Annotated in this window: 6 protein-coding genes; 1 reads left to right on the plus strand and 5 read right to left on the minus strand. The window is 74.0% G+C overall.

What is annotated here, in order from left to right; genetic code table 11:
- The 3 genes from ACI79P_RS15825 to ACI79P_RS15835 all read right to left on the minus strand — a co-directional run bounded on the left by ACI79P_RS15825 (position 1) and on the right by ACI79P_RS15835 (position 8,362).
- Positions 1-1,959, minus strand: coding sequence for a 3-oxoacyl-ACP synthase III family protein (locus ACI79P_RS15825; RefSeq protein ID WP_456582005.1), 1,959 nt, complete (start codon positions 1,957-1,959; stop codon positions 1-3).
- Positions 1,956-7,484 (minus strand): ATP-binding protein, encoded by a 5,529-nt coding sequence (locus tag ACI79P_RS15830; RefSeq protein ID WP_456582006.1) that lies wholly within the window; start codon positions 7,482-7,484, stop codon positions 1,956-1,958. Before ACI79P_RS15830 ends, ACI79P_RS15825 begins: the two co-directional genes overlap by 4 nt.
- A 62-nt stretch (positions 7,485-7,546) precedes the next feature.
- Positions 7,547-8,362 carry a beta-ketoacyl-ACP reductase gene (locus tag ACI79P_RS15835; protein ID WP_456582007.1) on the minus strand — a complete coding sequence of 272 codons (816 nt, stop codon included), beginning with the start codon at positions 8,360-8,362 and terminating at the stop codon, positions 7,547-7,549.
- A gap of 250 nt (positions 8,363-8,612) precedes the next feature.
- Here ACI79P_RS15835 and glsA point away from each other — a divergent pair, with 250 nt between their 5' ends.
- Positions 8,613-9,563 (plus strand): glutaminase A, encoded by a 951-nt coding sequence (glsA, locus tag ACI79P_RS15840; protein WP_456582008.1) that lies wholly within the window; start codon positions 8,613-8,615, stop codon positions 9,561-9,563.
- Between the two features lie 52 nt (positions 9,564-9,615).
- Here the strand turns inward: glsA and ACI79P_RS15845 are convergent, their stop codons facing one another.
- Together ACI79P_RS15845 and ACI79P_RS15850 are read right to left on the minus strand one after the other, a co-directional pair.
- Positions 9,616-10,524, minus strand: a complete 909-nt coding sequence (locus ACI79P_RS15845; RefSeq protein WP_456582009.1) for an NAD-dependent epimerase/dehydratase family protein — start codon at positions 10,522-10,524, stop codon at positions 9,616-9,618.
- A gap of 67 nt (positions 10,525-10,591) precedes the next feature.
- Entirely contained in the window at positions 10,592-11,827 is a 1,236-nt protein-coding gene (locus tag ACI79P_RS15850; RefSeq protein WP_456582012.1) for an RNA polymerase sigma factor, read from the minus strand.
- Positions 11,828-11,968: the final 141 nt, after the last annotated feature.

Genomic DNA, 11,968 nt, shown 5'->3' on the forward strand with positions numbered 1-11,968 from the left:
TCAGCCGAACGCCGTCTGCATCTCCTCCGACGCCGGGGCGCGCTCGGGCTGCGCGGGCATGTCCGCCTGGACCTCGCCGGTTCCCCGCTCCCCCGGGCGCTGCACCGCGACCACCGCCGGGTCGACCCGCATCACCGCGTAGCCGGCCACGGCGCCCGCGCCGAACCCCGGTGCGAAGACCCGCATGGGCTCGGTGATCACGCCGTCGCGCACCGCGTCGTGGATGGCCAGCGGGATGCTCGCCGACGACGTGTTGCCCACCGTCTCGATGTTGAAGTAGAGCTGGTCGGCGGTGAGCCCGGCGCGCTCGGCCAGCTGGATCACCATCGTCTTGTTCGCCTGGTGCGGCACGATCAGGTCGATCGCGTCCAGCAGCGACCCGTCCCGGCCCTCCGGCGCGGGCAGCTTCCCGAGCTCGTCGATCATCTGACCCAGGTAGCGCCCGGCCAGCGCCTTCACCTGCGGGCCGAACACCGTGATGTTGTTGTCGAACTCGGGGTTGGGCCAGAGGATCGAGTTCACCTCGCTGGCCGGGCCGCTGGCGTAGGTCTTCATGACGTCGATGTCGCCGTCGCCCCCGTCCGCGGCCGGCCCGACGACCAGCGCCGCCGCGCCGTCCCCGAAGATCATCCGCGAGGTGCGGACGTTGCCGATCTTGTCGGAGAACTTCTCGACGCACACGACCAGGACCGGCCGCTCGACCTCCTGGAGCAGCCGGACGGCGTCCGCGACGCCGTAGGGCATGCCGGCGCAGGCGGCGATGATGTCGTAGGCGGCGTAGACCTGGTGCATCCCCAGCTGCCCGCAGAGGTAGGTGGCCAGCGACGGGATCAGCCGCGAGCTGGTGCAGGTGCAGACCAGCACGCCGCCGATCTCCTCCGGCTGCCGCCCCGCCTTGTCCAGCGCCGCCTCGGCGGCCTGCAGGGCGAGCTCCTCCAGTGGCAGCGAGCTGTACTCGCGCTGCTCGATGCCGGTCTTGGCGGCGATCTCGTCGGCGCTCATCGGGGACCAGTTGTAGGCCGTGTTGCGGATCAGGTCGTCGTTGCCGCACACCTGGTCGCCGTGCACCGCCGCCAGCGCCTCGATCCGCGGCCGCACCGCGAAGCGCTCCCGCACGTCGAGCTCCGGGTACGGACGCACCGGTGGGCGGGACTCCCGCGGCGCGGCGACCTGCCGCGGCTGCGCTCCGGCGCGCAGCCGGCGCAAGAAGGCCCGCACCTCCTTGTCCCGAGGGTGGAAGGCGACCACGTAGTCGTCGTCCCGGAGGTCACCGGCCTCGGCGAGCTCCACCTCCGACCGCTCCCAGGGGTACTGGTTGTGCAGCACCATGGCCCAGCGGTGCAGCGCCTCGAGCTCGGGGACGTCCTCGGAGACGTCGAGGATGTCCGCGTAGTCGTACACCGGGTAGTCCGGGTCGTAGCTCGGCAGCCGGAAGGTCAGGTTCCCCGGCTGCTGCAGGAACTCCGCGACGGTCGGCTTGAGCGCCGGCAGCGTCGACGCGTGGTGCCGGCGGTTGGCGAAGACGTCGAACAGGATGTCGAAGATGCGGTCCTCGCAGCCCTCGCTCCACTTCGCCGGCAGCTGTGGGAAGGCCTGCTGGACGCCGGCGACCTTGGCCTCGCCGTCTTCCCACGGCTCCAGGACCGGGAGGAACACGTCCGGGCGGTTGCGCGGGACGTCGGCCCAGCGGGTGGGCCGCTTGTCGTACATCGTGATGGAGAAGCGGTTGGCCCAGAAGAGGTTCAGCGCGAGGTCCCGCATCAGGTCGTAGCGGGTTCCGTAGGCGCCGGTCCGGACCCGCTCGAGGATCTCGGTGCCGCTCGGCGCCTTGGTCTCGAAGTCCCGGCGGACGACGCTGTCGAGCTGCTCCAGCGTCTCCATGGTGGAGAAGTCCAGCTCGGGCATGATGTTCGAGGGGAACACCATGCGGCCGTGCCGGTTCATGACGAAGGCATTCATGGGACGGGGCCTCTCTCCTGGGATCGACGTCCGGTGGCGCGCTCCATGCCCCGCTCGACGGCGGCGATGAGACGCGGCCGGAGCTCGGCGGCCGGGATGATGTCGTGCACCGAGCCGACGCGGCGCGCTCGTTCGATGTCGTGGACCGCCTCGAACCCCGCGGCCACCTCGCCCAGCTTCTCCGAGCGGACGGCGGCCCTCAGGGTGGCGAGCTCGACCCGCAGGTGCGCCTGCTCCACGCCGTCGGCGGCGTTCACCGCGGCTTCCAGCTCCTGGACGCGCGGATCGGCCGACGTCCGCTTGTCGACCTCGCGGGTGAACACCACGGCGGCCGCGGGGGCGCCGCCGATCACCGACGCGTACGAGCCCTCGACGGCCAGCACCTCCATGTTGTCGTTGAGGACGCCGGAGAAGACGACGAAGGCCCCGCCGTGGTAGCGGGAGACGACGCAGAAGACGATCGGGCCGTCGAAGTTCGTGATGGCGCGGCCGATCTCGGCGCCGTACTCGAGCTGCAGCTTGCGCAGCGACTCCGGTGACCCGTCGAAGCCCGAGAGGTTGGCCAGCACGACGAGCGGCCGGTTGCCGCTGGCCGCGTTGATGGCGCGGGCGGTCTTCCTCGACGAGTGCGGGAACAGGGTCCCCGACGTCCACTGGTCCGGGCCGTCCGCGGGGAAGCTGCCGCGTCGGGGCATCGGCCGTGACTCGACCCCCAGGATCGAGACCGGCTGTCCGCCGAGGTGCGCGTCGTACACCACGACCGTGTCGGCGTCGGCCATGCCGGCCCACCGCTCGAGCACGGGGTGGTCCTGGTCGGTGACCGCACGCATGACCGTCCGGATGTCGAACGGCTTCTTGCGCTCCGGGTTGGTGGTCGGGGAGAAGATGTCGCCCACGGTGGTGAACTCGCTGGCCGGGTGCCGGTGCGGGAAGGAGCGCACGTCCCGGTCGGCGGGGTCGTCGGTGCCGGCGGGCCGCGGCCAGCGCTCACCGGGTGCGACGTAGGCGTGGTCGTAGTGCCGCATCAGGAGCGCCGCGGCGGCGGTCAGGTTCGGCGCCCAGTACTGGGCCTGACCGTTGGGCCCCATGACCCGGTCGTAGCCGCCGATGCCGAAGTTGTCCTCGGCCGACACGCCTCCGGAGTAGTCCAGCGAGTGCTTGCCGGTGAGCACCATCGCGCTGTCGGGGGTCATGACCAGGATGCCCTTGGTGTGCATGAGCATCGTGGCCTCGGCGTTCCAGTACGGCTGGGCCCCGACGTTGATCCCGGCGACGACGACGTTGATCTCGCCGCCGCGCTGGGTGAACTCGATGATCCGGCGCAGGGCCCGGGCGACCCAGTCCATGTTCTCCGTGCCGCTGTCCATCGAGATGCGGGCGCCCGAGGACAGTGCGAACCACTCGACGGGGATGCCGCGCTCCTCCGCCAGGTCGAGCGCGGCGTTCACGCGGGCGCACTCGGGCTCCGCGACGGTGCCCAGCTGCTTCGTCGGGTCGCCGAAGAGGGCCACCCGGGTCACGCCCTCGGGATAGCGCTCCGTGGGCGTGCTGACCACGCCGACGACGATGCCCGCCCGGTTCTGCCCGGCCGGCCGCTCCACGGGGACGAGCCGGCCGTCGCCGTCCAGGTCGTGCTCGACGAACGAGCCGCCGGGTCCGGCCAGCTGCGTGCTCAGCTCGTACGGGTAGACGGCACCCCGCGCACGGGAGCTGAGCACCTTCTCGGTGTAGTCGTCCAGCGGGCGCATCGGTTCGGTCGGCCGGTCCGTCAGCTGCATCTGGACGCCGGTGCCGGGGCGGTACGAGAACCGCAGCGCCACCTCGCGGGGCGCCGCCCCCTCCGCCTGCAGGCGGGCCAGCAGCACGATCTGCTCGATGCCGGCCCCCACCGTCAGCGGCGCGGCCGTCCGGGCGAAGGCCGCCACCTCCGCCAACGGCACCTCGATCGACGGCCAGGCGTAGAGGAACACCCGGTTGTGCTGGAGCGGCCGGCGTGACCGTCGGCGGGACTGCGCCCTGCGCAGGCTGTCGAGGCAGGCGGTCAGCTGCCGTTCCACCGTCGGGAACCCGGCGATCTCGCCGGCGTCGTCCCGGACGGGGGTCAGGTCGCGGACCGCGGCCATGGCGATGAACCGCTCGTCGTTCGGGTTCTCCTTCGCCGTGACGTGGAAGACGTAGGTGTCCTCGGCGGAGGGCACCCGCTCGCCGTCGAAGTTCTTCAGCCGCCACAGGGCGAGCCGCTGTGCGGTCAGCGGGTGCAGACCCCGGATGATGCGGTCCTCCACCAGTTCCCCGGCGTCCGCGCCGTCCGGCGACGGCCGGAAGGTCACGGTCTCCACGTCGCCGTCGGGCGTGGAGACCGTGACGGTCACGCGGCGGACGGTCCGGAACACGGCGGTACCGGCGATCGCCTCCCGCAGCTCCGCCACCATCGCGTCGGCGTCGGCCGGCCGGCCGGGCCAGGAGAGGTAGAGATCCACCAGGACGTGCGACGGGTCCGGGACGTCCGCGATCCACTCCGCCACGGACGCGAGGGCCGACGGGAGACCTGCCGACCGCACCATCACGGCGACGAGCCGGAGCGGGGTCCCGCTGAGCTCGTAACCGGCGGAGACGGCGGAGTGGCCGTCGAGCAGGAAGGACCGGACGTCCTGGAGGTCGCGGCTGCGGTAGTAGCGGCGGGTCAGGACCTCCAGGACGGGATCGGGCTCGGCCGTGTCCCGCTCGAAACGCTGTGCCAGCAGCCGGACCAACGGCTCGGGGCTCGCCACGAGAGCCTCGATGCGGGCCAGGTCCGCGCGCTCCCCGTCCCGCACTCCGGCGTCGAGTTCGTCCAGCAGCCGTCGGGCCTCGTCGAGGACCTGCTGCCGTGCCTGCAGGACCACGGGCTCCTCGAAGTACCGGTAGCGAACGGCGCGGGCCAGGTCGCCCACCGAGGGGTAGCGCAGCTGCGTCGCGACCACGAGCCGGTCGAGCACCTCCCCGACCCGGGCCCGCGCCGGGCCGCTCGGCGGTTCCCCGGCCGTCAGCCAGCGGTCCAGCAGCGCCAGGACGGCGGGCAGCTGGTCGGCCACCCGCTGCTGGGCCAGGAAGATCCGTTCGACCGCCTCCTCGAGCCGGGGACCCGGCTCGAGGTCTGCGACCCCGTAGTGCAGGAGGGCCCGGGAGAGCCGGCCCCGGAAGCTCTCCGGGAGCGCCTCGCGCTCGACGTCGAGCGAGTGCAGGTAGGCGTGGAAGTGCTCCCGCGGGCTGTGCACCTGCGTGTCGGTCTCCTCCTCCTCGCTGACCGGCCGGTTCCGGGAGAGCTCCGAGAGGTCGGCGAAGGTGGTGAGGACGGCGAGCTCGCCGTCCAGCAGCTCGGCGTCGTCCCCGGGGAGCTCGTCGCGGGCGCTGCCGTACTCGGCGACCAGCTGCTGGGCGTACCGGGCGCTGACGTCGTAGCCGGTGATCAGGGCCTGGAGCGCCGCGAGCAGGGACAGCGCCCTGTCCCGGTGGCTGCGTGCCGGAGCGCCGTTCCCGGGGAAGACCACCCGCTCCCCCGATGCCTCCTCGGCGTCGTCGCCGGCCCGCTCGAGGGTGAGCAGCGGTGCGCCCGCGTCCACCTGGGAGTTGGCTGCGGTCAGCAGGTCGCGCACCCGGCCGGCGAACGGGGCCTGCACCGCCGTCTCCATCTTCATGCTCTCGAGGACGGCGACCGTCTGCCCCGCCTCGACGGCCTGCCCCGGCTGCACGCGCAGCGCGACGACCACCGAGGGGGCCGGGGCGCGCACCACTCCCCCGGCGTCCCGCGTGACGCGGTGCGAGACGCCGTCGACCTCGACCAGGTGCGAGCCGGGCGCCTCGACGGCCACGACCGAGAACCGCTGGTCCCCGATGGTGAGGCGGCTCTCGAGGGGCCCGAGCCGGTCCACGTCCACGTCGACGTACCGGTCGTCGAGCTCCACGCGGTACCGGTCCTGGCTGACCTTCGCGACGGTGAGTCGGTAGACCTGGCCGCGGTACCCGAGCTCCACCGCGCGCTCCACCTCGTGCCGCGACCGCGGGCGCCCGCCCCGGGCCGAGGCGAGGAATGCCGCGCGTTCGCGCTGCTCCTCGGCATCGGAGGCGTCGATCGCCACCTGGGCCAGCGCCACGTGGGCCGACGGCGTGGCATCGGGCGCGCCCGCCATCCCGGTGCGGTCCAGCCAGCCGGTGTCCGCCGTCCCGGCCACGACCTCCGGTCGGTCGAGCAGATCGAGCAGGAAGGACTTGGTCGTCGTCCCGCCCCGCAGCACCACGGTGGTCCCCCGGAGCGCGACGCGCAGGCGGGCCAGTGCCTCGGGGCGGTCCCGTCCCCACGCGATGACCTTGGCGATCATCGAGTCGTACTCCGGCGGGATGACGTCGCCGACCCCGATGCCGGTGTCCACCCGCACGCCCGGGCCGGTGGGCAGGCGCATCAGCTCCACCCGGCCGGGGGCGGGGGCGAATCCCTGCTCGGCGTCCTCGGCGTTGAGCCGCGCCTCGACGGCATGGCCCCACTCCGCCGGCGGTTCGCCGGCCAGCCGGCCGCCCCCGGCGACGTGCAGCTGCAGCTTCACGAGATCGAGGCCGGTGGTCTCCTCGGTCACGGGGTGCTCGACCTGCAGCCGGGTGTTCACCTCCAGGAAGGTGAACAGCTGCTCCTCGGGCTGGTACAGGAACTCGACGGTGCCGGCCCCGACGTAGCCGGCGGCCTGCACCAGGGCGATCGCCGAGTCACGCAGCGAGCGGTCCTGCTCGGGCGTGAGGGCCGGCGAGCTCGACTCCTCCAGCACCTTCTGGTTGCGCCGCTGCACCGAGCAGTCCCGGACGCCCGGGGCCCAGACCGTCCCGTGCTGGTCGGCGATGATCTGCACCTCGACGTGCCGGCCGCCCTCGACCAGGCGTTCCATGAAGACGGCGGGGTCGCCGAAGGTGCGTTCGGCCTCGGTCTGCGTGCGGGTGAGCGCCTCCCCGAGCTCGGCCTCGGACCGGACGATCCGGATGCCCCGCCCGCCGCCACCGCTCCGGGACTTGACGATGAGCGGGTAGCCGATCGCGGCCGCGTGCCGGCGCCCGTCCTCGATGCCGTGCACGGGGCCGCCGCTCCACGCCGCCACCGGCACACCGGTCTGCTCGGCGAGCACCTTCGCCTCGATCTTGGCCCCGAGCAACCGCATCGCCTGCGGCGGAGGGCCGACGAACACCACGCGGAGGTCGGCGCACAGCTCGGCGAACGCCGGGTCTTCAGCGACGAAACCCCAGCCGACCCAGGCGGCATCGGCGCGGCTCGTGCGCAGTGCGCGGGCCAGCTCGGCGTGGTCGAGGTAGGGGCTCCCCGCCCCGGTCTCGCGGAGCAGGACGGCCTCGTCGGCGGTGCGCACGAAGGTCGCCCGGCGCTCGGCCTCGGTGTGCAGGGCGATGACCCGGGTCGCGGTCCCGTGCTCCGCGTCGAGCTCGCGCACGGCGCGGATGAGCCGGACGGCCGGCTCACCCCGGTTGACGACGGCGATACGGCTGAACACCGGTGCTCCCCTCCTCGTCATCGGTCGATGTCCGACGGTCGGCGTTCCGCTGCCCGTCTCCGTCACATGTCGAGGCCGCCGTTGACACCCCACACCTGTCCGGTGATGTACCCGGAGGCGTCCGCGGCGAGGAAGTGGACGACGCGGGCGACCTCCTCCGGCTCCCCGAGCCGGCCGAGCGGGATCTTCGCCTTGAGGCCGTCGAGCACCTTCTCGGGCACGGCATCGAGCATCTCGGTGGCGGTGTACCCCGGCGTCACGGCGTTGACGGTGATGCCCGGCCCGTCGGTCTTGCCCGAGCGCTTCACCTGCATCGCCGCCTCCAGCGCCAGCGTCTTGGTCAGGCCCAGCAGCCCCGACTTGGCCGAGGCGTAGTTCGACTGCCCGATGCCGCCCGTCTCCCCGATCACCGAGGAGATCATCACGATCCGCCCGCTGCCCCGTTCGTGCATGTGCCGGAGCGCGGCCTGGGAGAGGTAGAAGGCTCCGGACAGGTTGACGTCGATGACCCGGCGCCAGTCGTCGTCGGTCATCTTCAGCACGGTCCGGTCGGCGGTGATGCCGGCGTTGTTGACCAGGATGTCCAGCCGGCCGTGCCGCTCGATGACCTCGGCGATGGTCCGGCGGCAGTCGTCGGGGTTGGCGATGTCCCCCCGGTGCACGCTCACGTTCCGCTCCGGGTAGGCGCCGGCGAAGTCCTGGGCGAACATCTCCGCCCGTTCCTGGTTGCCGCTGTACCCCGCTGCGACGTCGGCGCCCTGCTTGGCCAGGCTGCGGCAGATGGCGGCGCCGATCCCGCGGGTGCCACCCGTCACGAAGGCCACCCTGCCGAGCAGCTTGTCCCCGGACCTCGTCGAACGTTCCTGCGTAGCTGTCATGGCGTCCTCCCTGGGCGCGGCGCGCCTCACCGTGGCCCGCGGGGCTGGGACGACGGTGATCTGCCGCCTGGTGCCCCGACGCCGGGCACTCGCGCAGCATCCTGGGCGCGGCCGCCGGCGTCAACGGGAGCCGGTGCTGATCCGCGACGCCACCGTCCCCGTTCCCGACGTCGGCACTCGTCCCCGGTGGAGCGCTCCGCACCGGTCGGCGCGGGAGTGTCCGCACCCGGACGACGGGTAGCGGGGGTGGATGCCCCCTTCGCCCCAGCGCTCCTCCCCCGACCGCACCGCCGACCTCGAGGCGGTGCTCGCCGAGGTCGCCGACCGCTCGCGGCACCTGGCCGAGGAGGGCGAGGTCGAGGAGCAGCCCGAGGAGCTGCCCTCGGCCGACGCCGCCCGGTTCGGGCTGGCGCTCGCCGAGCTGGACGGCACGGAGCACGTGACCGGCGACGCCGACGTCGGCTTCGCGGTCCAGAGCGTGGTGAAGGTGTTCGCCCTCACGGCCGCCCTCCAGCTGGTCGGCGAGGAGCTGTTCGAGCGGGTGGGCCGTGAGCCTTCCGGCGACCCGTTCAACTCGCTCATCCAGCTGGAGCACGAGAAGGGCGTCCCGCGGAACCCCTTCATCAACGCCGGGGCGCTGGTCGTCTGCGACGTCCTGCTGGACGCGGCGGACGACCCTTTCGGGGCCGTGGCCGGCCTCGTCGGTGACCTCACCGGCGAGGAGGCGACCCTGGACGGGACCGCGCTGGACGCCGAACGGGAGAGCAGCTCCCTCAACCGGGCCATGGGCCACCTGATGAGCTCGTTCGGGAACGTGCACCACCCGGTCGACGAGGTCGTGGAGCTCTACCTCCGCCTGTGCTCGATCACGGTCACCACGCGCACGCTGGCCCGCGCCGCCCGCTTCCTCGCCAACGACGGCGTCAACCCGCGCACCGGCGCGGCGGTGCTGTCCGAGCCCCTGGCGCGACGGGTCAACGCGCTGATGCTGACGTGCGGCACCTACGACGCCGCCGGGCAGTTCGCCTACGACCTGGGCTTCCCGTGCAAGAGCGGGGTCGCCGGAGCCGTGATGGGTGACGTGACCGGGCGCTTCGGCGTGTGCGCGTGGTCGCCGCCGCTCGACGAGAAGGGCAACTCGCGAGCGGGGCGGGCAGCGCTGCACCTGCTGTCGGAGCGACTGGACCTGTCCCTGCTCTGACCCGGGCCGTGCTCGCGGGGCCGCACGAGCCGGGAGGGGGTGGCCGAGCCCGTCACGACGCGGGGGCCAGCCCCCGCCGCAGCTCGTCCAGGGCCTGCGCGAGGCTCACCCGCGGCGCCCAGCCCCACGCCCGCGCGCGGTCCGTGCGCAGGGCGCCGGTCCACACCGGCTCGTCGGTCCACTGCGGCTCGACGCCGAGCGCGTCGGCCACCGTGCCCAGGTAGTCCCGCCACGTCGCGGGCTCACCCGCGACGACGACCGGCGTGGTGGCGCCGGCCACGGGGCCCCGCTCCGGGTCGTCGGCGGCCGCGATCGCACCGGTGGCGACGTCCGCGATGAGGGCCGCGAGGTCCTCGACGTGCACCCAGGCCCAGGTCTGCTCCGGGTTCGCCCGGCGCTCGCCGTCGCGCAGCTGCTGCGGCCGCAGCGTGTTCCAGACCGACGTCTCGCCCGCGCCGAGGATCGCCGGGGGGCGCACCAGCACGGTCGTGAGCCCGCCGACCTCGGCCAGCGCGGCGTCGGCGGCGTTCTTCGTGTCGGGGTAGGCGCCACTGCCCTCGGGCAGGAGGGCGCCGTCCTCGGCGACGTCGCCGACGCCGGCCGAGCGGTCGTACACCCCGGCGGTGGAGACGTGCACCAGCCGGGCGACGCCGGCGTCCCGGGCGGCCCGGGCGACGGCCTGGGTCCCCTCGACGCCCACCCGGTGCTGCACCTCCCGGGGGGAGCCCATCGGGTGGACCGTGGTGACGACCGCGTCGGCGCCGGTGGTCACCGAGCGGGCGAACTCCTCGTCGGCGAAGTCACCGACGTGCTCGGTGACGCCGTCCAGCGAAGGCGCGCTGCCGGCCCGGCGGACGACGGCACGCACCTGCGCCGACCGCTCGACGAGCGCCCGGCACACCGCGGTGCCCACCAGTCCGTTCGCACCGGTGACCACGACGACGGGAGAGGGAGATGCCATGGCGCCCACCCTGCCAGCGGCCGCACGACTCCGGCCACCGCGCGGCACGCCCGCCTCCGCACCGGGGTCAGGGCAGCGCGGCGAGCTTGCGCCGGAGCAGGCCGCGCTCGCGCTCGTTCCCGCAGAGGGCGACCGCGCGCTCGAGCTCCCGGCGCGCCTCGCCGTGGCGGTGGAGCCGCCGGAGCAGCTCGCCGCGGACGCTCGGCAGCAGGTGGGAGCCGGACAAGGCGCCCGCCGCGACGAGGTCGTCGACCAGGGGCAGCGCGGCCGCCGGGCCGCGGGCCATGGAGAGCGCGACCGCCCGGTTGAGCTGGACCACCGGCGAGGGCGCCAGCCGGGAGAGGACGTCGTAGAGCAGGACGATCCGTTCCCAGTCGGTGCCCTCGACCGACGGCGCGACCGCGTGGCACTCGGCGATCGCGGCCTGGACGCCGTACGCGCCGAGCCCGCGGCCGACCCGCCCGGCCTGGGCGAGCGCCGCCCGCCCGCGCCGGATCGCGGCCCGGTCCCAGCGCCGCCGGTCCTGGTCCTCCAGCAGCACCGGTTCGCCGTCGTCGCCCACCCGGGCCGGGAACCGGGCCGCGGTGAGCTCGAGCAGGGCGAGGAGTCCGTGCACCTCCGGCTGGTCGGGCACCAGCCGCGTCAGGACCCGGGTCAGCCGGATCGCCTCGCGGGCCAGGTCCGGCCGGATCCAGTCCTTCCCGGAGGTGGCCGTCGACCCCTCGGTGAAGACCAGGTACAGCACGCTCAGCACGGAGCCGAGCCGCTCGCGGCGCTCCTCGGCCGGCGGTGCCTCGAAGGGCACCTCGGCCGCGGCGAGCGTCTTCTTGGCCCGGGTGATGCGGGCCTGCACGGTCGCGGTCGGCACGAGGAAGGCCCGGGCGATCTCGTCGCTGCCCAGGCCGCCGAGGACGCGCAGCGTGAGCGCGACCTGGGCCTCCCGCGAGAGCACCGGGTGGCACGCGATGAACATCAGCGCGAGGACGTCGTCGTCCACCTGGTCGGGGTCCCACAGGAGGTCGTCGTCGTCCGTGGTGGGTGACCAGCCGCCGGACGTGGCGCCTCCATCGGTCAGGCCCCGGGCGAGGGTCGCGTACCGCTCGTCGCGGGCGGACCGGCGGCGGAAGGCGTCGATGGCCCGCCGACGCCCCACGGTGAGCAGCCAGCCCGCGGGATCGCGCGGCGGCCCTTCCCGCGGCCACGTGACCAGGGCCTCGGCCAGCGCCTCCTGGGCCAGGTCCTCGGCCAGCGCGAAGTCGCCGGTGTACCGCGCCAGCCGGCCGACGATGCGCGCGGACTCGATGCGCCAGACCGCCTCGACGGCCTCGCGGCCGCTGCCGGCCCGGGGGGGGGGGGCCCCCCCCCCCCCCCCCCCGCCCCCCCCCCGCCCCCCCCCCCCCCCCCCCCCCCCCCCCCCCCGCCTAACACCATGTACCCCCGGTCA

The sequence above is a fragment of the Blastococcus sp. SYSU DS0510 genome (assembly GCF_054050835.1).

Excerpts from the sequence above, each read along its gene's own strand:
- ACI79P_RS15825 (WP_456582005.1), bottom strand. The coding sequence starts at position 1,959 with ATGAATGCCTTCGTCATGAACCGGCACGGCCGCATGGTGTTCCCCTCG.
- ACI79P_RS15845 (WP_456582009.1), bottom strand. The coding sequence starts at position 10,524 with ATGGCATCTCCCTCTCCCGTCGTCGTGGTCACCGGTGCGAACGGACTG.
- ACI79P_RS15835 (WP_456582007.1), bottom strand. The coding sequence starts at position 8,362 with ATGACAGCTACGCAGGAACGTTCGACGAGGTCCGGGGACAAGCTGCTC.
- glsA (WP_456582008.1), top strand. The coding sequence starts at position 8,613 with ATGCCCCCTTCGCCCCAGCGCTCCTCCCCCGACCGCACCGCCGACCTC.